Genomic DNA, 22,598 nt, shown 5'->3' with positions numbered 1-22,598 from the left:
TTTAAGATTTTCTATGCAGAAAACTAGAATCTTTTATGCACTCAAGTAGTTGTCACCTTACAACGGGATAATAGTCACCTTATAGAATGACAAACGTCACTTTATAAGGTGATATTAATCATTCTATAAGGTGACCATCTATCTCTGAAAGGATGAAAACCACTAAAGATACAAAATAAATCAGTAAAAAGCAATAGTAAGATAGGAAATTTGCCTGGAATGCAAACATACTTAATTTATTTCAATACAGCATAATAAAGAGGCCGCATTCATATCATGCAGATTAAATCTAACCTGCTAATTGCAGCACCTCCATCTCTCACTCTCTTCGTGATATGACGGACTTTTTACTTTTATCCCTTTTCTATTAGAAATTTTTCCGGAAAGTACATCCATTTCTCCATTCCGAACATCCGTAAGCGGTTTTTCCTTTAATAATAATTCCCTTACCACAAAGCGGACATGGCTGACCTACAAACGTATCTACATCACCTGTAGCAGAAGGAATTGAAGCAGGAGTAGTAACCGGAGCCGGAGAAGGTGCCGAATTAGAACTCACTTCACTTACCGCTTTTTCTGTTTTCGGTTTCTTTTCTTTCGGTGCACTCGGTTTACGTTCTCGCTTTTTAGTTTCTTTCTTTTCTTTCTCTTCAGCCTTTGCAGCTACTGCATCCTGAATAGTAATGCGTCGGTTTGTATTATCAGAAAGTACACTCATCACTATTTCCGAAACCATCTGTTTCAGTTCTTCGAGAAACTGGCGGGCATCGTATGTCTTCTTTTCAATTTCGCGAAGCTTCTTTTCCCAAATACCTGTCAGTTCCGCCGATTTCAATAATTCTTCGTGAATGAGCTGCACCAACTCCACTCCTGTCGGGGTGGCAATCAGGTTCTTTCTCTCCTTACGGATATAATTTCGTTTGAACAGTGTTTCAATGATGGCAGCACGGGTAGACGGCCGGCCGATACCATTCTCCTTCAAGGCATCACGAAGTTCATCATTATCCACCAGTTTTCCAGCTGTTTCCATTGCACGAAGCAAGGTCGCTTCGGTATAAGGTCTAGGCGGCTGCGTCCATTTTTCATTCAAGTCCGGAATATGAGGACCACTTTCGCCCTTCACAAAAGCAGGAAGTACATTTTCATCCTCTTCTTCTTTTTCTTCGGTAGAGTCTTTTACTTCCTTGGCAAACACGACACGCCATCCCGGTTCCAGGATTTGTTTTCCGGTCACCCGGAATTCTATCTTATCCACTTCTCCCATGACGGTAGTAGTAGAAATCTTACAGTCCGGATAGAATACGGCTATAAAACGACGGGCTATCAAGTCATAGACACGACGTTCCATATCCGTCAGGTTTTGAGCATAGACTCCGGTGGGGATAATGGCGTGGTGATCCGTCACTTTCGAGTTGTCAAATACCTTTTTCGATTTAGGAAGTGTAGTGCCGGCTAACGGAGCTGTCAAGACTTCGTAATCACGGAGTCCTTTCAGGATAGCAGGACATTTCGGGTAAATATCGTCACTCAAGAAAGTAGTATCAACACGCGGATAGGTAGCTACCTTCTTCTCATAAAGAGACTGAATCAGTTTCAGCGTTTCATCAGCCGAATAAGCGAATTTCTTATTACATTCTACCTGAAGAGAAGTCAAGTCGAACAAACGTGGGGCGAACTCTCTCCCATCTTTCTTGCCAACACTAGTGACTACAAACGGAAGATCCTTTATGCGTTCTACCAATGCCTCGCCTTCTTCCCGGTTAGAGATAGGGTCGATACCCGGATTATCTATTTTCTTTTTTCCACCGTTCTTTTCTTCTTCCGCAGCAATTTCTTCATCACTTTTGCGGATAAGTGCGGAAAAAGTGGTATCCCGATAGTTGGTTTTCAGTTCCCAGTATTGCTTGGGTTCGAAATTGGCTATTTCCAACTGACGGTTGACAATCAGTGCCAGAGTCGGTGTCTGTACACGACCGATAGAGAGTACCTGTTTATTTTGACCGTATTTAATGGTGTAAAGACGGGTGGCGTTCATTCCTAATAGCCAGTCACCCATCGCACGAGAAAGTCCGGCTTCATAGAGTGACTGAAAATCTGTCTGATCTTTCAGCTTCGCAAACCCTTCCCGGATAGCTTCTTCTGTCAATGAAGAAATCCACAGACGTTTCACCGGACAGCGTGCACCTGCTTTCTGCATCACCCAACGCTGAATCAATTCTCCCTCTTGCCCGGCATCACCGCAGTTGATGATTTCATCTGCGTTCTGCATCAGTCCCTCGATAATGTGGAATTGTTTTTCGTAGGTAGGATTCTCTATCAACTTGATGCCGAAACGTGGAGGAATCATTGGCAGGCTACCTAAATTCCATGATTTCCAGTTAGGCGTGTATTCATGCGGCTCTTTCAGGGTACAAAGATGCCCGAATGTCCAGGTCACCTGGTATCCGTTTCCTTCTATATATCCTTCTTTTCTGGTATGAGCGCCGAGTACTTCGGCTATATCGCGTGCTACTGATGGCTTTTCGGCTATGCAAACTATCATTTTTTCTCTTCTTGTTTTTACACTAACAGCTTACAAAGTTACACGATTATTTCTCATTGACCGCATGAAGAGAGAAAAAAGTCCATAAAGGCATAGATCGGAGAAAGAATGATAACTTCAACTGAATAGTTTTCAAGATGTACCGCTTTCTCCTTTTTTATACCACTCCATTTGATGTTTGATAAGCTATATAATGAAGCTGCACAGTTCTACACACGATATGTGCATAGCTCTGTGCAGCCTCTCTATAACGTTTCTATTTTAAACCGGAGAAATCACAAAAAAGAGGATAATGTGTAGAAGCAACGGTCACATCTACTCCCGACAGACTTTCTATCACATCAGCCTGTGTCACATTTACGTTGTGACTCTTCAAAGACACGATAAAGTCAAGGCGACGTTTCTTACCACTGACTTCGGTAGACTTATCGGCACTAAGAAGATTCCAGTTACTCTTCACCATTTGGAAAAATTCGCTTTCCAAGTCGCCCTCATTGAAGTATCCTAACAAGAATGCAGGTTTATTATAGGCAGACAGTTTCGTTTCTAACGTTTGAAGGGCCTCTATACGCTTTGCCATATCCGTATCGAAGTTGGTACTGGCTACTACAAACTTTTCATATTCCACTACCATGGCTGCACGCATCTCGCTCTTTCCCGCCATTTGGTATCTGTCTACACTTACAGGTTCTTCTTTTGTCAGTATACCAACACCGAATTCACCGCCTTTATAATCAATGGCTTTAGCAAAGTAATCATGCATATTTGCTTTCTGTGCCAGTACGTTCAACTGGTCGATACCTTCCGAACGTTCCGTCTCCTTATCCAGTCCCTGCAAGCAGACAATATCCGCATTCATTTTGGCGATAATACGTCCTGTCCGGTCGTAATCAATCACGCCATCTGTACCTTTACAATAGGTCAGGAAATAGTTACCTATGCGCAGGTCACCTTCTGCCTTCGGATATTCTCCAAGTCCGGTCGGCTTCTTAAAATCACAATAAAGTGGATAATGGTCGGAAGTTATTGCTACGTTGACACCATCCAGGTTGTATATTACATTCGATTTTACCACAATGGTAGGTGGAGTTTTCAAAGTAACGACAAAATCAATCCGTTTGGTAGCCTGTCCGGTAGGAAAAGTGTTTTCTGTAGAACTGACAACCTCCCATTCTTTCTTCAGTTCTGTAAAGAATGTGCCATTCATCAAGTCCTCATTAAAGTCACCAGCCATATAAACCACTTTATTATATGTTTTGGCAAGGTCTGTGAGCTGTTTTGCAGATTCAACTCTATTATTCTCTTCCAAAGCCAAGTGGGTGGAGATAACTACATAGTTCTCAAATTCGGCTATGGCAGCAGAACGGAGTTCGGCACCGGGAAGGGGATAAGTCTTCGTGCTGATCGGCGTCCCTTTGAACAAAAGGCCATTACCGTATTCACCACCCTGGTAAGCGATTGACTTACTAAAATAGTGATTCATGCCTGTTTTATCCGCCAAGGTTTTCAGTTGGTCGACTTTATTACTGCGGGTAGTCATGTAGTCCACTTCCTGCAGGCAAACGACATCGGGTTCCATTCCGTTGATAACAGCGGCTGTCCTGTCATAATTAATCACGTCATCGTTACCGGCACAATGCCTTATATTAAAGGTCAACACTCTAAGGTTCCCCTCCCCTTTCGGATAAGTATAGGAAACTTCCTGTTTACCGTAAGGTATCATATTATCAAATTTAGAGTTGTCCATGTCGTCGGCACAGGACAAGTTGGCAAACACGGTTGCCAAAAGACATATATAAGAAATCATATTTTTCATAAGAATTTATATTTCTGAATCTAATTAATTAAAGTTCAATCCGTCATTCCAACCGGGATTCTGTGTTATCACACCATTGGACAAAGTACGTTCGCTGATAGGAACAGGGTACAAATAATCTCTGTCTTCATTCCATTTCTTGGTAATCAGACTATGACAGATGATATAACCACTTTCGCCATTCGACAAGCGAATCTGCTCGCCGATCTCTAAATATAAAGGTACATTTCCGGCAGGTTTTGTTCCTACGTAGAAACAGACATCATCCGTACCGTCTTTATCTAAATCGTAAGTTCCGGGCCCGGGAACATAGATTCCCAGCAGATCGTTCTCAAATAGTTTACCTTCTTTCCAACGCATGATGTCGTAATAACGGAAACCCTCCATTGCCAGTTCGATGGTTCGTTCGCGACGGATTTCAAGGATTACTCCCTGATTGGCTCCTTTCACATTCGGATAACCTGTGGCGGCACTCATCAAATACGGGTCGGGTTTTGAATTTGCCAGTTCCATATCCAGGTTAGTCATTCCTACCCTGTCTCTAAGTAATTTAATAGATTTATTGATGTCGGCTTGCTTCAAAGTGCCTAGTTCGGCTTTTGCTTCTGCAAAATTCAGATACACCTCTGCCGTGCGGAACAGGGGAATATCGTTGCACGATTTATTATATTCATCGTAGTTAGCCGTCATCGAATATTTTATCAGGTGATATCCGGTCATAGTATAAGCCAGGTTCGGGGCTTCTTTCTTTGTACTTCCGATTCTCGTATATCCAGGGGTACGAATGGTTTGTGCCAGTCGTGGATCCCGATTCTGACATTCCTGATCGAATGTCATCGTTTCATAACCGGCTTTATCCGTGAAACGGCTTCCGTCCGCCATCAGATAAGAATTCACAATCTTCTTGTTCATTCCCGGACGTCCCATTGTGGTGGAGTTCTCATAATTCTGCACATTATGAAGCACAGAAAGAGAAGCTTCATAGTCACGCCCGAAAATCACTTCATCCGCTTGTAGATTTATGGAAGCGAATAAATCCCTGTAAGGTGTGCTGCCCGATTTATAGAGTGTATATCCGCTTTCGTTCATAAAGGTTTCAGAAGCCGAGACACAAGCATTCAGGTATTTTTCATAATCCTCCAGTCCATGATATTTACGGAAAGTACCCTCAAACAGGCAGACACGGGATTTCAGAGCCAATGCCGTCCACCGGGTCAGTACATACGCATTCTTCGTTTTCGGAAGATTGGCTATCGCAAAATCCAGGTCCTCCAGCATTTTCTGCATGACAAATTCACGTGAGTCCCGGGCTTTATACAATTCGGGATCATCCGAGTCGAGTGCTTTGTCATACCAGGGAATATCGCCATATCTCTTCACCTTCTCAAAGTAGAAATAAGCTCTGAAAAAACGGGCAACACCATCGTAACGGTTACGGGCATTCACTTCCGTGCAGTTATGGGAATACTGCAGATAGAAATTAATATCGCGAAGTGCCGTAAAATTCCAACCGTTTCCTTCATCGGGTATGATGCGCTGTCCGGACATTTCGAGCATCAAGTCGGACTTGACAATCAAATCGGACGACTCGGAATAAATATCGACAGCGGACGGAACCAGATTGTTATAAAACTGATTCGTAAATAATCGCAACTCATCTTCAGTCTTGAAATATACATCCGGATACAGGCGGTCTTTGGGTGTCTTATCCAACCAATCGTCGCAAGATACGAAAGATACCGCCAACGCGAACAACCAAGATACTATATAAACAAGTTTCATAATTCAAATATTAGTTAGTTTAAAAAGTTACGTTCACTCCAAAAGAATAGGTCTTTGACCAGGGATACAACTTTGCGTTACCATTTGCCGATTGGATGGAATTTTCTGCCGACGCTTGTTCCGGATCAATGTAGTCGCTCTTTAGTGGAGAGAAGGTAAACAGATTCTCACCACTGAAATAGATATGCAGGCGTTCTATCTTTACCTTCTTCGTCCATACGGCGGGAATCGTATAGCCTACTGTGATATTCTTCACTCTGCAATAAGCCAGATTCTGCAAATAACGGTCGTTCACCACTCCCAAAGAACGGTTATTGCCGAGGGCAAGATACCCTATCGGACGTGGGAAATAAGCATCGGGATTTTCCGGGCTCCATACCTGGCTCAAGAAATCGCGTGGAATGAACGATGAATACGGACGAGCGTATGGTCCCCAAAAGAATACAGAATTAGTACCCGGATACCAGTCTTGATGTCCTACTCCCTGAAGATAGATGGAGAAGTCGAATCCATACCAGTCGAAACCACCTTGAATACTGTATGTATAGCGCGGCAATGAGTTTCCGATTATTTTGCGGTCGCCCGGATCATCTGCCGTGTTCGAGCCGGAAGATATTGTATGGTCGCCGTCCAAATCAACAAATTTCATATCACCGGCGTGAAGTCCCGGATTCACCTGCGCTGTATTGATAACGAAGTTGACTGCTGTTTGGTCGACATTATAGTTTGCCGCTTCTTCGTCTGTCCTGAAAAGTCCGTCTACTACATATCCCCAGATATCTCCCAATTTCTGACCTACATAATAATCACTCAATATCTTGGAAGGATTATCGAATTTGGTTATTTCCGATGTATTATCTGCCAAGCCTACGGACAGGTTATAACGGAAAGGTTTGTTTGCCAGTTTGAAAGCATCATTCCAAGTCAGCATCAATTCCCAGCCTTTGGTACGCAAGTTGGCTGCATTTTGCTTGGGCTCGTTGGCTCCATAAGCACCGGGAAGCTTTTTGCCGGAAGTTTGCATACCTTTAGTATCACGAACATAGGCATCGGCAGTCAGGTTCAGGCGGTTGTTCAGGAATCCGAGATCCAGTCCTACGTTCCAAGTCGAAACGGTTTCCCAGGTCAGGTCGGCGGAATTCGGGTCGGAGACACTTGCATAAGAGCCTTTCTTCTGATCGCCAAAGATATAATTCATTGTACCGTTGGTATTAATGGTTTGGATATAATCGTAATATCCTACCTGCTGATTTCCTAACGAACCGTATGAGAGACGCAATTTCACATTATCAATATTCTTCTTTAAATTCCCGAAAAACGGTTCTTCACTGATTCTCCATCCTACGGAAGCCGAGGGGAAGAAACCGAAACGGTGTCCGCTTCTGAAACGTGAACTTCCGTCATAACGTCCGCTTGTCTCAAATAGGTAACGACCTCCTTTATAGGAGTAATTAAGACGATAAAATGCTCCCAAAAGCGCATATTCATTCTGTCCGCCGGACATAGTCATCGCATCTCCGACTGCCAGATTTAAGTCATTCAAGTCATCGGAGAGCAAACCCTGGCGGGAGACTTTGATATCTTTCAGACGCTTGGTTTCATAATTGTAACCTGCCATGATTTTTATCTGATGGTCGGCAATATCCAGCATATAATCACCATAAACATTGAAAGCCTGATACCAATGATTGGTCTGTGTTTCCTTCAACTGATTCACACCGCTTCCGGTAGTCAGATAGGATATCTCACCCGGATATTTGGAATATGGTACATTTACTGTTCTGTTCATGGTCTGATAGTTATAGTGCAGGTAGCTGTAGTTTGCACGGACATTCAGGTTCTTCATTACATTGAAACTTGCTTCGAAAGTCGTGGAAAACTCATATCGCTGGTCTTCATTCTTATGTTTTCCATAAGCAAGGATAGCTCCCATGCCATCCAAAACAGCAGAATTGCTCAACGAAGTCAGATACACCGCACTGCCATCCGGATTAATGGGTACAAAGCTCGCCAGTGCATGATTCACCGCAGTATTGAAGTTGTTATTAATACCCGATAATCCCGGATAAGAGTAACTATTATAATGGTACTTCGTGTTATTGCTGATTGTCAGTCGTGGAGTGATCTTTGCCGAGATTTTACTTCTGAAATTATACACCTTGTATTTATCAGGATTCTGTCTGAAGATACCCGTTTGGTCAACTGTATTTCCTGATAAATAATAGTTCAACTTTTCATTTCCCCCACTGACACTGATATTGTGCTCCCACATCGGTCTGTTTTTACGATAAAGATAATTATACCAGTCGAAGTTACCGTAATAGACGTATGTATCTCTTCCGTCACGTTGGTCGGTAACTACCCAGGGACGTTCGGGATTCTCCGTTTTATCATTCCGGCGCAACCAAAGCTGGCGGTAGTCTTCTTCCGTATAGTTGGTATAAGGCTTTCCGTTATAATTGGTATAAAACAAGTCGTTGATGCCTGCCGAATAATATCCCCTGGTTTCAAAATCAGTAGAAGTCGTCTGATTGCTCCATGAATATCTTCCATCATACGAAACGGTAGTCTTGCGGGCGGAGCCTTCCTTGGTAGTCACGAGGATAACACCATAAGAAGCACGAGCCCCGTAAATAGCGGCCGAAGATGCATCTTTTAATACGGAAATAGAAGCGATGTCATTCGGATTCAAGCGGTCGATATCCCCTTCTATTCCGTCAATCAGCACTAATGGCGATGCATTGCCACTGATAGAATTCACACCACGGATATTGATAGTTGCCGAAGCTCCCGGATACCCAGACCCAAAAGTTACATTCATATTGGGCACAGTCCCTTGCAACATCTGTGAGGCTCTCGGCACGGGTCTGTCTTCCATCGCTTTACTGTCTACTACTGCAACAGCTCCCGTCAGGTTTATTTTCTTTTGAGTACCGTAGCCTACCACCACCACTTCTTCCAGCGTAGCCGTATCCTCCCGGAGTATTACTCTCGAAGATTTCTGCAAGTCGGAGACTTTAATTTCTTTCTTCTCAAATCCAATATAGGACACAACGACTAGGGCATTGGCCGGAACCGAGGATAATGTAAATTCACCATCCAAATTCGTGATCGTTCCCATAGACTGTCCCATCACCTGTACACTGGCACCGATTACCGGGTCACCGTTCACATCGACCACTTTCCCCGTAACCCGATGTAAAGGCTGCGATGGGACGGCAGTAGTATTACGTTCTGTTTTCTTTGTGATGATAATCATCCGGTTTTGTAGTTTATACTCTACATCCTTATCCAAAACAGTAGCAAGCACATTATTAACAGTTGCCTGCTGAAAGGAAGCCGTTATCTTCTTGTTTTCATTAACCTCGTCCGTTTTATAGATAATGGAGTACTTCGTCTGCCGCTCAACTTCTTTCAATACCGCCTTCAGCGGCTCATTTTTAAAGACCTTTGTAACTGTCTGCGCCCGTAGTGACTGGACGCCCAAACACAACAGAATCAGGAGAAACAGTCTAAAAAATGAGTTTCTTCGGTCATTCATAATTTTATCAATTAAGTTGTTACAATTTAAAGTGATTTATATTTAAGGATATATATATTCGATTGTAGTATTTCTCTGAATCGCTTCTATAAGATAAAACAACTCATCATTCATCTGCCCAACCCCTATAAAAGCAAAAAAGCAGATTATTTCTGCTTTTTTGTATCGACTGGCTTTATTTATTCAGACCACTGGAATATCGGATAACCGTTCGTTCCTTTTTTCCAAAGATTCGGATTCCAGGCTACGATGATATTCCCCAGTTCTTCCGCTGACTTCGCCACTCCGTGAAAAGTTGTTCCCGTGGCTGATGATTCGTCTGATGCGGTAATCGTTTTTTCATTCACTTTGAGTACAATACTTTCGCAGGCGTAACAATTCTCATAACTGCCTAATGAAGCAGAGACCCCAACAATGCGTCCTACGGTTGACGAAGCATCCACTCCGGTCAAGTTACTCCATGCTGCGCTGTTCTTGATAGCAATGTCACAACTTTTGTCGATTTGTCCCAAAATACCGCCTACGCCTCCTTTAGTTGCACTGACTGCTCCGTATGCATAGCAGTTCTCAATAAATCCGCCGACACCTACTTTCCGTCCGGCAATACCGCCTGCTTTTCCGCCACTTGCCGCCTGATCGCTGACCGTTGCATTTGAATAACAGTTCTTTATATAACTTTCTTGCCCATCATAGCTATTTGCCAATACACCGGCTATTCCACCTGCCGCACCAGAACCGATTACTTCGCCGGTCGTATAGCAGTTCACAATTCTTCCTGTCTTATTTCCGTTACCTTTATCTTTAAGTCCGAGATAACCGGTAATAATTCCAATCCCCTGCCGAGCAGATGATACAGAAGCATTCACAAAGCCCACATTACGACAATCACCGCACAATACTCCGAAGAAACTTGGATAATCACCGGCAGAACATTTGAAGTTCTTAATGACATGGCTGTCTCCGTCAAAATCTATTTCATAAGGAAAATCACCGGAACCATTCAACGACTGCCAGTCATCAATGCCTGCCATATCAATATCAGCACCTAACTGGAAATAAACTTTCATTCCCGATTTCAACACACTACGCATATTTCTGATCTGCGTAGCATTCATTATCATATAAGGTTTGCTGTCCGTTCCGTTTCCTTTCTCGAACAAACCGCCGGCACCGTCTCCGTCACCATCACCATTTCCGTCATCCGTTTCCGTTTTTTCGAACGGAACACGAGTGTATGAGTCCAAAGGATTAGGGTCAGAACACGAGATTGCAACAGATGCCATCATCAACAGCATCCCAAATCTGCCTATTTGAGTAATATTCATACTTGATTTCTTTACAATTAAACATTGAGTTCTTATCTTATATATATATCCTTTTCCTTATATTCTACTTTGATAGGTATGATTTCTTTCAGTGCATCCATTACATCTACGATTGTCTCTTTATTACGCAACGAAACACGGAACTTCATATCGCCCAATTTCTCCGACTCTAACTGAATATGCACATCGTACTGACGTGAAAGCTTCTTCACCATCTCTCCTAACGTAATGTCATCATATTCAATCCTGTCTTCCGCCCACGCCATTGCCTGACGTGCATTTACTTTCTTTCCTTTCAACTGTCTTGTTACCAAATCCAAAGAAATAGATTCTCCCGGAGACATCCGTATCTGATCTTCTTTATAATTCAACTCTACTGCTCCTTCCAGCAAGGTGGTTGTTATATACGAATCGTCTGAATAGGCAGATACATTAAATTTCGTACCTTTTACCACCACATCATATTCATGCGTCTTTACTGTAAATTGCTTTCCATTCTGTTTAGTCACCTCAAAATACCCCTCTCCTTCCAGCTCCACCACCCGGTCGGCTGTATTAAAATGATTCGAATATTTTAATACGGAACCTGCATTCAGCCATACAACTGTACCATCCGAAAGCTGTATCTTACTCTTATCCCCCAACGGAGCTTCGCAAACAAAAAAAGTCTTTGGCGTAAACAAGTAAATAGCCTGTTGAATACCCAACGTAGTACCGACAATCAATGCTATAACGGCAGCGATACGGGCTATCTTCCATATACCAGGTTTCGACTTTTTCAATAACGGGACAATCGCTTCCTGCGTATACATCTTATGCTTCAAAGCTTCCCATTCGGCATCTGTCTCCGAATCGGTATTCCGGTGATTCATCCATTCTCTCTCCCATTGACGGAACCTGCCATAGCCACCTTCCACCTGTTCGATATATTCGAACAGATTCTTTTCGTCAGCTCTTGATATGCGTCCTTCAAAATACTGAATAGCCAATTCACGGATATTTTCTTCTTGCTTCATTATATTCACTTTCTATAAGATGTAACAACCCATATTTCTTTTACCCAACCTCTGAAACAAAAAAAGCAGAAAAAAACTTTCCTGCTTCTTATTCTTTATATAATCGAAGAGTGCATTGATTATTTCTGCTCCATCATCAGCCATGCCAATATCACTATATACAGATCCACCGGATAGCGTTCGCTGAAATGCCGGGAGAAATATTGCAAAGCCCTTGCTATATGCTTTTCGACTGCTGTGGTAGATATTTGTAGTTTTTCTGCGATTTCTCTGTTCTTCAATCCCCTGAAACGGCTTAACAAAAAAATCTCACGCGACCTGTCCGGCAACTGATTAAGCACAAGGGCAATCTGCTCCTGCAATTCTTTGTATAATAATTTATGTTCTGCATCCTGCATAAAGTCTGCATAGTAGAGTCTTTCTTCCCCATCCACCTTTGCCAAGTACTCCACCCGGTACTTTTCAACAATCGAGCGATGCTTCAGATAATTTAGACATCCATTGCGGACCATAGAAAAAAGAAGAGAAGTAAGTGAGAAGGCAGATAACATTTCGCGACGTTCCCAAAATCGTAAGAAACACTCTTGAATAATATCACGAACCGTTTCTTCATCTTCTATAAAACGAATAGCATACCCTCGCAAACGAGGATAATAACTCTTGAACAGAAACTCAAAAGCTGCATTATTGCCTCTTTTCAGCTCTCCCAATAATTGTTTATCATCCATGAAATCTACCATAGTTTAGAAATTTATGCGCAAAGGTACGGGTCAACAGTTAACAAAGTGATGACAATATTATGAATATTTTTTCAATAAATCAAATTTGAGGTACTTTTTTATAAAACGCCAAAAAGGAAGTTTTCAATAATAGGATACAAAAAAAGGGTCAGTTACTGACCCTTTTTTCTATTAATTCATGGTTTCCCACTTATTGCATATACAATCTGTCAATAAGAAAGTTTTCCTTATTCTTCATCCATTAGGATTTCCAGAATCTGACAAGCAGCTTTCGCTACCGGAGTACCCGGACCGAAGATAGCAGCTACACCTGCCTTATACAAGAAATCGTAATCTTGTGCAGGAATAACACCACCGGCAATCACTACAATGTCTTCGCGACCCAGTTTCTTCAGTTCTTCAATAATTTGCGGAACCAATGTCTTATGTCCGGCAGCCAGTGAAGAAACACCTACTACATGAACGTCGTTTTCAACAGCCTCGCGAGCAGCTTCCGCCGGAGTCTGGAACAACGGTCCCATATCCACATCGAAGCCACAGTCAGCATAACCGGTTGCTACGACTTTAGCACCACGGTCGTGACCGTCCTGTCCCATCTTTGCAACCATGATACGAGGTTGACGTCCCTCTTTCTTCGCGAACTTCTCGGCCAGTTCACAAGCACGTTTGAAGTCGCTATCGTTTTTACTTTCTGATGAATACACGCCTGATATCGTTCTAATTATTGCTTTATAACGTCCTACTATCTGTTCACAAGCATAAGAAATCTCACCCAATGTTGCGCGAACACGAGCTGCTTCCACAGCCAATTCCAACAAATTACCCTTGCCAGTCTTCACACATTCGGTAATTGCTGCCAATGCTTTGTCCACTTCAGCCTGGTTACGTCCATCTTTCAAACGTTTCAGGTTTTCGATCTGTTCAAGACGGACTGCAGTATTATCAATTTCAAGAATATCAATCGGAGCTTCTTTTTCCAAACGATACTTGTTCACACCGACAATTGTCTGCTGACCACTGTCGATACGAGCCTGTGTACGTGCAGCAGCTTCTTCGATACGCATCTTTGGAATACCTGTTTCGATAGCTTTCGCCATACCACCCAATTTTTCAATTTCCTGAATATGCTCCCAAGCCTTGTGTGCCAGTTCGTTCGTCAGAGATTCTACATAGTAAGAACCACCCCATGGGTCAACGTTCTTGCAGATGTAAGTTTCTTCCTGAATGTAAATCTGTGTATTACGGGCAATACGTGCGGAAAAATCTGTTGGAAGAGCAATAGCCTCATCCAATGCATTGGTATGCAAAGATTGAGTATGCCCCAAAGCTGCAGCCATAGCCTCAATACAGGTACGTCCTACGTTATTGAACGGATCCTGTTCGGTCAGTGACCAGCCTGAAGTCTGCGAGTGAGTACGCAACGCCAGTGATTTCGGGTTCTTCGGATTGAATTGTTTCACAATCTTTGCCCACAACATACGTGCAGCACGCATCTTGGCTATTTCCATAAAGTGATTGGTTCCAATCGCCCAGAAGAAAGACAGACGCGGTGCAAATGCATCAATATCAATGCCTGCTGCCGTTCCTGCACGAAGATATTCCAAACCATCGGCCAATGTATAAGCTAACTCGATATCCGCGGTTGCGCCTGCTTCCTGCATGTGATAACCGGAGATAGAGATAGAGTTGAACTTAGGCATCTTCTGCGAAGTGTATTCGAAAATATCTGAAATAATCTTCATAGAGAATGCAGGCGGATAAATATAAGTATTACGCACCATGAATTCTTTCAGAATATCATTCTGGATAGTACCGGCCATTTCTTCGAGTTTAGCACCTTGTTCCAGACCGGCATTGATATAGAATGCCATAATCGGAAGTACAGCTCCATTCATTGTCATAGACACAGACATCTTGTTCAATGGGATACCATCGAACAGCACTTTCATATTTTCCAATGAACAGATAGATACACCGGCTTTACCTACGTCACCCACTACACGTTCGTGATCGGGGTCATAACCGCGGTGAGTAGCTAAGTCGAATGCCACTGACAAACCTTTCTGACCGGCAGCCAAATTACGGCGATAAAATGCATTTGATTCTTCGGCGGTAGAAAATCCGGCATACTGGCGGATGGTCCAGGGACGAAGAGTGTACATTACTGAATACGGACCGCGCAGATAAGGAGGAAGTCCGGCAGCATAGCCAAGGTGTTCCATTCCTTCGAGGTCTTCTTTTGTATAAACAGGCTTCACTTCAATGTGTTCCGGTGTTTTCCAGTCAGCGGAGATACCGTTAGCCTTTTGCCATTCAGCACCATTAGTCGGCTGAAATGCGGCATATATATCGATGTTTTTAAAATCTTTTCTCATCTTACTTCAATAGTTTAGCGTTAAACTCTTTCAAGGTATCCAATACATTGACACGAACATGGATGAAGTTTTCGATACCTGCAGCTTTCAGGTCGTCCATACAAGCCGGAGCACCGGCAACGATAAACATAGCACGACCATTCAGTGCTTTGAAAGCAGGAATTGCATATTCAGCATATTCATCATCGCTGGAACAGATAACAACAATATCAGCTTTTGCAGCCATAGCTGCCTCTACTCCTGCTTCTACTGTCTCAAATCCCAGATTATCAATTACTTCATAACCGGCACAAGCCAGGAAGTTACAAGAATATTGAGCACGTGCCTGACGCATTGCCAAATTTCCGATGGTTAACATGAACGCTTTCGGACGTTTGCCTGATGCTTCTGTTTCGAGACGCAATGCTTCAAACTGACTGGCAGCACGATCGAACACCAGAGTATCCACCTCTTTTTCGCAAGTATGAGAGTCACCTCCGCAACAACACTTACCTTCAACAGGTTGCTTATTGCCAGCCTTTTCATTGAAGTTCGGGAATTGGTTGGTACCCAACAGCACTTCACGACGCTGTGCAACTGCTTTATGACGAGCTTTGTTGCTCTCATTCACAGCAGCCTGAACAGTTCCTGCTTTCAATGCCGCATAGAAGCCACCTGCTTCTTCTACAGCAAGGAAGAGTTCCCAAGCCTGTTTTGCAATAGCCACAGTCAGATTCTCGATATAATAAGAACCGGCAGCAGGGTCGATCACTTTATCAAAATGAGATTCTTCTTTCAGCAGCAGTTGTTGGTTACGAGCCAGGCGTTCTGAGAACTCGTCCGGAGTCTCATAAGTCTTATCAAACGGAGTTACCGTCATAGAGTCTACGCCTCCTAATGCAGCACTCATGGCTTCAGTCTGTGTACGAAGCAGATTTACATGTGCATCAAACAAAGTAAGATTGAAAGTAGAAGTTTCGGCATGAACCGCCATTTTTGCTGCGCAACGACATTCTCCGTTAGGACCTTTATTCTCGCAATCACGCACACATTCAGGATTGTAAGAAGCTACAATATTTGCCCAAAGCAAACGTGCCGCACGGAATTTCGCTATTTCAAGGAAATAATTGGAACTGATACCAAAATTAAATTTGATTTTCTTAGCTACTATGGCAGCAGGAATACCGGCATCAGTCAATTGACCCATATATTCATTTCCCCAAGCCAGAGCATAACCCAGTTCCTGAGAAATATAAGCGCCTGCATTATTCAATGATAAAGCGTTTACATTCAGCACACGATAGAAAGGAAGCGGCTGAATGGCTTCAATCAAAGATTTGGCTGTTTGTACCATATCACCTTTCTCCTTGCCACGAGTCAGCATCTTGTTGAAGAAATCATAGTTGATAGAACCTTTCAGTTTCTTCACATCATAATCTTTCTTCTGGAAATAAGCTACCAGCAGATTAGCCAACTCAACCACATGCCCCTGACAGGTTGAGAAATTCAGTTCAACACACTCTGCCTGAATATCACTTAACAGTGTTTCAATATATTCCGCATTAAGTTCTTTTGCTTTCACATGGAAAGAAAGTGAGTCAACACCCTTATTTAGGATATCCAGTGCTTTCGCATTGGCTTCTTTCGGACATTCTACTCTAATTTCCTGACGAACCAACCATGCATTGTTGTCTTTTTTAGTTCCTCTTAAATAAGGGAACTCTCCAGGAAGTGCATCAGTAGTTTTTAAATCCTCCAGATCTTCCATCCGGTAAAAAGGTTTCACTTTAAACCCTTCGTTTGTTTTCCAAACGAGCTTCTTCTCAAAATCAGCACCTTTTAAATCGGCTGTAACCTTCTCCATCCATTGTTCGGTGGAGGCAGGAGAAAAGTCTGAGAAGAGTTTTTCTTTTTTGTCTGCCATAGTTTATTTAAAATTAAAACAAGATTAATATTGTCTTTATTTTTATCTATCTCTTTCTAAATGTCAGTCGTTCGACCTGCAAATATAACCAATAAGTTAAAACGAATCTCTTTTTTAGGGAAAATTCGCACAGGACGCCCCGATTCGTCAAGTGCATACAATCTGCATAGAAATTCTTCATTTTTAGTTCTTCTTTTATTTGATTAGCTCCAATGTTATGAGTAATTTTGCACTCGTTTTTAGAAAAACATTATAAAAACTGCTATATTATGGATTGGTTACAAAGTTTATTGTGGGACCCCAGCTCCGTAGCTCACATCGTGCTTCTCTACGCATTTGTAGTGGCAGCCGGAGTGTATTTGGGCAAGATAAAGATATTCGGAGTATCTTTGGGCGTCACATTTGTTTTGTTTGCCGGCATCCTAATGGGACATTTCGGCTTCACAGCCGATACACACATCCTACATTTCATCCGTGAATTCGGATTGATCTTGTTCGTATTCTGTATCGGTCTTCAGGTGGGGCCATCTTTCTTCTCTTCTTTCAAAAAAGGAGGAATGACATTGAACCTGTTGGCTGTAGGCATCGTAGTGTTAAATATTGCCGTTGCACTGGGGCTTTACTACCTCTGGAACGGCCGAGTAGAACTGCCGATGATGGTAGGTATCCTCTATGGAGCTGTCACAAACACTCCGGGACTTGGTGCCGCCAATGAAGCATTGAACCAGCTTAATTACACTGGTCCACAAATCGCACTGGGATATGCGTGTGCTTATCCGCTGGGCGTGGTAGGTATTATCGGTTCAATCATTGCTATCCGTTACATCTTCCGTGTCAATATGGCTAAAGAGGAAGAAAGTCTGAAAATCCAAAGTGGAGATGCACATCACAAACCTCACATGATGAGTCTGGAAGTACGCAATGAATCAATCAGCGGAAAAACTTTGATTGAAATCAAGGAATTTTTAGGCCGCCAGTTCGTTTGTTCCCGTATTCGTCATGAAGGTCATGTAAGTATCCCCAACCATGAAACCATATTCAATATGGGGGATCAATTATTCATTGTCTGTTCAGAAGAAGATGCTCCTGCAATTACCGTATTTATCGGTAAAGAAGTGGAACTCGACTGGGAGAAACAAGACCTTCCCATGGTTTCCCGCCGTATTCTGGTGACTAAACCGGAAATCAACGGAAAGACTTTAGGATCTATGCATTTTCGTAGTATGTACGGAGTGAACGTTACCCGCATCAACCGTTCCGGTATGGACTTGTTTGCCGATCCAAATCTGGTACTTCAGGTAGGTGACCGTGTAATGGTGGTAGGTCAGCAAGATGCAGTTGAACGTGTGGCAGGTGTTTTGGGTAATCAGTTAAAACGTCTGGACACACCGAACATTGTGACTATTTTCGTTGGTATCTTCTTAGGAATTCTCCTGGGTAGCCTTCCTATAGCATTCCCCGGTATGCCGACTCCTCTGAAATTAGGTTTGGCAGGCGGACCGCTGGTAGTAGCTATTCTTATCGGACGTTTCGGTCATAAGCTCCATTTAGTGACTTATACAACCATGAGCGCTAACCTGATGCTTCGCGAAATCGGTATCGTGCTCTTCCTTGCTAGTGTCGGTATAGATGCCGGAGCCAACTTTGTGCAAACGGTAGTTGAAGGTGACGGATTACTATACGTAGGTTGTGGTTTCCTTATCACCGTTATCCCGTTGCTTATAATCGGTGCTATCGCAAGATTATATTATAAGGTAAACTACTTCACCCTGATGGGATTGATAGCCGGTAGTAATACCGACCCGCCCGCATTGGCTTATGCCAATCAAACAACATCCGGAGATGCTCCGGCAGTAGGGTATTCTACAGTTTACCCATTATCCATGTTCCTCCGTATTCTGACGGGGCAGATGATATTATTAACGATGATGTAAATCATGTTTTATTTATAAATAATAAAGCCGGTCATATCCTTCAATGGAATATACCGGCTTTATTTCTTTTTCTTATAGACTTCTTCTACGCCTATTATATAAGCTGTAGTTTCTTCACTACAAATTCTTCTATAAACCGAACTGTCTCTTCAACTCCCAAAGAAGAAGAATCGACACACAAGTGATAAGTAGCAGCTGCTCCCCACGTTTTATAACTATAATAATTATAATACTCCGAACGTCTCTTATCCGCTTTTTCTATCATTTCTTCTGCAGCTTCCGCATCAATATGATGCATGGCGCATAATCGCGCAATACGATCTTCCTTAGAGGCCGAAATAAAAACATTCGCACAACGGGGATGTTCACGCAGAATATAGTCCGCACAGCGTCCGACAAAGACGCAAGATTTTTCTGCCGCCAGATGACGAATCACATCACTTTGCACTTTAAACAGGGCATCATTACTCAAACAGTTATTACATGGCATAGCTCCTTCACTGATAAAAGGGAAACGCATGCCGAACAATCCGCCAATAATACCTTGCGAAGCTTTCTCATCCGCTTTTTCAAAAAATTCTTTGCACAACCCGCTTTCTTCAGAAGCCAGATTAATCAATTCTTTATCGTAGAAGTCAATCCCCAAACGGGCTGCCAACTTCTCTCCTATTTCTTTTCCGCCGCTACCTAGTTGCCGACCGATGTTGATAACATAATTACCGCTCATAGTACATTTTGTTTTATGGTTCTGTAGCAAACATACGACTTTTTTCTAAAAATCACATCATCAAACGAAAGTTATATTTGAAAGTAACGATGAAATACCCTTTTATTTCCTGCGTACGATACTCATAAAAGCCGTCGGAAGTTGCCATACGGTTATAACTTTTCCTCTTTCCTAAAATGTCTACCCAATAAGCAGACAGTTCTGCTTCTTTCTTTTTCAAGAATCTCCAGGTAGCACTCGCATTCCATAACATCTCATCATCTTCTCCTTTACGGATATTCGTACCATTACGGAAAGTATAAGCCCCATCCGTCCGTAATTGTATGCCCAAAGGAAGATCAACATATCCTTCCAAACGGAAATTATAATAACGGGTATATGTATTGTTATCATTCACAGAGTTGAGCGAATACTGATAATTCCAGGAAGTAGAGAAGTCAATACCTCCCCAGGCAGGCTGATAAGAAACATTCGCTTCACAATTCAAGCCAGTGTCACGCGTTGTACTTTTCACCGGCTCAAGACTTCTATCTTCATTAATCATGCTGACACTATTACTATGATTACCGTTCATATCCAACCGTAAAGAGAAATGTCCTAAACGTTTCCACCAGTTAGCACTTCCATACACATTCCAGTTACCGTTTATATTGACAGGATATGTCTCACGTCCGCCAGTCTGTGCATCATATATCATTACTTGTGTAACGCTATTCTGTTCCAACTGTCCTCCAAGATTCGCAGATATGCCTTTTTTAGAATGTTGAAAGCTTATACGCATACTATGAGCAAACATTTGCTTCAAATCCGGATTCCCTCGAGTAATATATAATGGATTACTATTATCTGTAAGTGGCATTAAGTCCGATAAAGAAGGTTGCCGGGTTCTACCGTCATAATTGAAAGTAATTCGTGCCTCTTTCTTTTTCCAGGCCAGCCATATCATAGGCTGAAAGTCGATAGTATGCACAGTGGTATCCGCATACAGTTTCCCCATTTTCCGTTCAATGGTTCGCCTTTGCGGAGTAATCCCTAATGATGCATTCACCATCCATGTATCATCAGAGTAATTGAAGCCTACATTCAGATCATGTCCATTAGTACGACTATGACTTCGATTACTCAAACTATCTACATACCCCGTTTCATAGTCAGGAGGCAACTCACCAAAAACATCCGACTTCGCCAAAGAAGACAATTCATAAGTGTCGCGATTATCGCGTTCATAATGAGTGTTCCAGTTATACGCTGCACGAATATGCATTTTCTTACCGATAGGTTGGGTGAAGTTAATCCCTACCCGCCACGAATTATTTTTCTGGGGTGACTTCAAATACTGGTTACGATAAAGTAAAGAATCGTTGCCCTGCTTATCTTTAAGACGGAAATAAGTAGTTTTTGAAAGCGAAAAACTTTCATTATCCCCCCAAGAATCCGAACTTTGAATGTTCAATCCTAAAGTTGTACCTTTTTCATTCAGCCGCCTCATAATCCCCATCATCCAATTATAACGGTTCGATTGTCCTTCCGAACGCGACCGGTTTTCACTACGATTTACTTTGATATCTTGGGAAATCGATTCAAAATCATCGAACAAGCTTTCATGATTGACGTTAGGAGGAGCGTCAAAAGAAGCATTCTGGCTATTACTTTCATTCCGGTTAGGAGAAAAGCTGAAACCACCGTTAAAATGTATGCGTGTACGTTTATCCACTTCCCAACTACCCATGATATTAGAATTGAACGACCGGCTTTTAGAGTTACCTTCATTAGTGGACGCAGAATATTGGTTACCAGCAGTTAAATATTGCTCCTGATACATGGAAGAAATATTTCCGTTCCGATTGAGATTATAGTTCATGCTTCCGGTCAAAGAAAACTTCTTTCCGAATTTATGAGTCATATTCATTCCCACCGAATTATTAATATTATCCTTGTAAGTGCTATTCTGATATCGGTTGGTGGAACGTCCTATGAAAGAAAGATTTTCCCCGTCTTTACTAAAATAATTCACCTGCCCTTCCAAATCCTTCTTTTGATTGTTTCCATATCCCACAGTGGCATTTGTCAGCCAGGTTTTATTCAATTCATCCTTAGTCTGCAAGTCAAGTACATATTTCTTTTCTCCTGAACTAATTCCGGTAAATTCTTCTTCTTTTGATTTTTTATCGTACACTTTCAACTTACTAATCAAATCTGCCGGCAGATTTTCGAGTGCCGTCTTTTTATCTCCGGAGAAAAAGGCTTCGCCATTTACATTGATTTCACTGATGGGCTGTCCGTTGTATGTCAACGAATTATCTTTCTTATTATATACCAATCCGGGAACACGCTTCACCAAATCCTCCAGATAAGCTCCTTCACGAGTTTTAAAAGCGGCAGCATTGATAACCGTAGTATCTCCCTCCATCACTACTTCCTGCAATTTTCCCGTTATCGTCACTTCACTAATCTGAATATCATCATCTTTCAATACCACTGTACCGATATTCACCAATACAGAGTCTTCCAGTGCCCGGTATACAGATTGCATTCCCATAAAAGAGACCTTTAACAGGTATTTCTTTTTCTTCTGCGGTTGATAATTAAGAACGAAACGCCCATTCTTATCACTTGTTATTCCCTTGATAAAAGCAGAATCGCTTTTCGCCAAAATAACAATGCTGGCAGATGGTAATGCCCGCTTCTCATTACTGCCGGCTTCCACTGTCTGCACTCTTCCTCGCACAGTTCTCACTTGTTGAGCATACAAAGTAGTATGTCCCCAAAGTAGCAGCAAAAGCAATCCCACTAACTTACAAGCGTTCATATCCAATAGTAGTTAAGTCTGATATTTATGTTGATCTAAAACAAATCGGGACAAAGTTAATAACTTTTACGTAAAACGTTTAATCCCA

The 22,598-nt window shown here is 42.4% G+C and carries 12 protein-coding genes; 1 reads left to right on the top strand and 11 read right to left on the bottom strand.

Annotation, left to right across the window (positions count from 1 at the left end; translation table 11 throughout):
* Positions 1–367: 367 nt before the first annotated feature.
* From BSCG_RS11825 to mutA, 9 genes are all read right to left on the bottom strand, one after another.
* On the bottom strand, positions 368–2,542 hold the full coding sequence (locus BSCG_RS11825; RefSeq protein ID WP_008776282.1) for a DNA topoisomerase 3: 2,175 nt from the start codon (positions 2,540–2,542) through the stop codon (positions 368–370).
* Positions 2,543–2,798: 256 nt separating this feature from the next.
* A complete protein-coding gene (locus tag BSCG_RS11830; RefSeq protein WP_004312404.1) occupies positions 2,799–4,358 on the bottom strand; it encodes an endonuclease/exonuclease/phosphatase family protein in 1,560 nt (519 codons plus the stop codon).
* A 24-nt stretch (positions 4,359–4,382) separates the two neighbouring features.
* Positions 4,383–6,140, bottom strand: a complete 1,758-nt coding sequence (locus BSCG_RS11835) for a RagB/SusD family nutrient uptake outer membrane protein (protein ID WP_004312403.1) — start codon at positions 6,138–6,140, stop codon at positions 4,383–4,385.
* A gap of 19 nt (positions 6,141–6,159) precedes the next feature.
* Positions 6,160–9,681 (bottom strand): SusC/RagA family TonB-linked outer membrane protein, encoded by a 3,522-nt coding sequence (locus tag BSCG_RS11840; protein WP_004312402.1) that lies wholly within the window; start codon positions 9,679–9,681, stop codon positions 6,160–6,162.
* Positions 9,682–9,860: 179 nt separating this feature from the next.
* The gene (locus tag BSCG_RS11845) at positions 9,861–11,006 is read right to left on the bottom strand and encodes a hypothetical protein (RefSeq protein WP_008776280.1); all 1,146 of its coding nucleotides are present in this window, start codon (positions 11,004–11,006) and stop codon (positions 9,861–9,863) included.
* Positions 11,007–11,038: 32 nt separating this feature from the next.
* The gene (locus BSCG_RS11850) at positions 11,039–12,022 is read right to left on the bottom strand and encodes a FecR family protein (protein WP_032849561.1); all 984 of its coding nucleotides are present in this window, start codon (positions 12,020–12,022) and stop codon (positions 11,039–11,041) included.
* A gap of 119 nt (positions 12,023–12,141) precedes the next feature.
* Positions 12,142–12,762 (bottom strand): RNA polymerase sigma-70 factor, encoded by a 621-nt coding sequence (locus tag BSCG_RS11855; RefSeq protein WP_004312400.1) that lies wholly within the window; start codon positions 12,760–12,762, stop codon positions 12,142–12,144.
* Positions 12,763–12,989: 227 nt separating this feature from the next.
* Positions 12,990–15,137, bottom strand: a complete 2,148-nt coding sequence (gene scpA, locus BSCG_RS11860; protein WP_004299440.1) for a methylmalonyl-CoA mutase — start codon at positions 15,135–15,137, stop codon at positions 12,990–12,992.
* A 1-nt stretch (position 15,138) separates the two neighbouring features.
* Positions 15,139–17,040, bottom strand: coding sequence for a methylmalonyl-CoA mutase small subunit (mutA, locus tag BSCG_RS11865; RefSeq protein WP_004312399.1), 1,902 nt, complete (start codon positions 17,038–17,040; stop codon positions 15,139–15,141).
* Positions 17,041–17,309: 269 nt separating this feature from the next.
* On the opposite strand from mutA, the gene BSCG_RS11870 reads away from it, so the two are divergent.
* Positions 17,310–18,974 carry a putative transporter gene (locus BSCG_RS11870; RefSeq protein WP_008641106.1) on the top strand — a complete coding sequence of 555 codons (1,665 nt, stop codon included), beginning with the start codon at positions 17,310–17,312 and terminating at the stop codon, positions 18,972–18,974.
* A gap of 94 nt (positions 18,975–19,068) precedes the next feature.
* Here the strand turns inward: BSCG_RS11870 and BSCG_RS11875 are convergent, their stop codons facing one another.
* Together BSCG_RS11875 and BSCG_RS11880 are read right to left on the bottom strand one after the other, a co-directional pair.
* Positions 19,069–19,701: an AAA family ATPase gene (locus tag BSCG_RS11875; protein ID WP_004313556.1), complete on the bottom strand. Its 633-nt coding sequence runs from the start codon at positions 19,699–19,701 to the stop codon at positions 19,069–19,071.
* A gap of 52 nt (positions 19,702–19,753) precedes the next feature.
* Positions 19,754–22,510, bottom strand: coding sequence for an outer membrane beta-barrel protein (locus tag BSCG_RS11880; RefSeq protein WP_008776276.1), 2,757 nt, complete (start codon positions 22,508–22,510; stop codon positions 19,754–19,756).
* Between the last annotated feature and the right edge of the window lie 88 nt (positions 22,511–22,598).

The organism is Bacteroides sp. 2_2_4, from assembly GCF_000157055.1.
Lineage (GTDB): Bacteria > Bacteroidota > Bacteroidia > Bacteroidales > Bacteroidaceae > Bacteroides > Bacteroides ovatus.
Note: the sequence above shows the minus strand (reverse complement) of the source record. Positions and strands in the feature narration are given on the sequence as shown.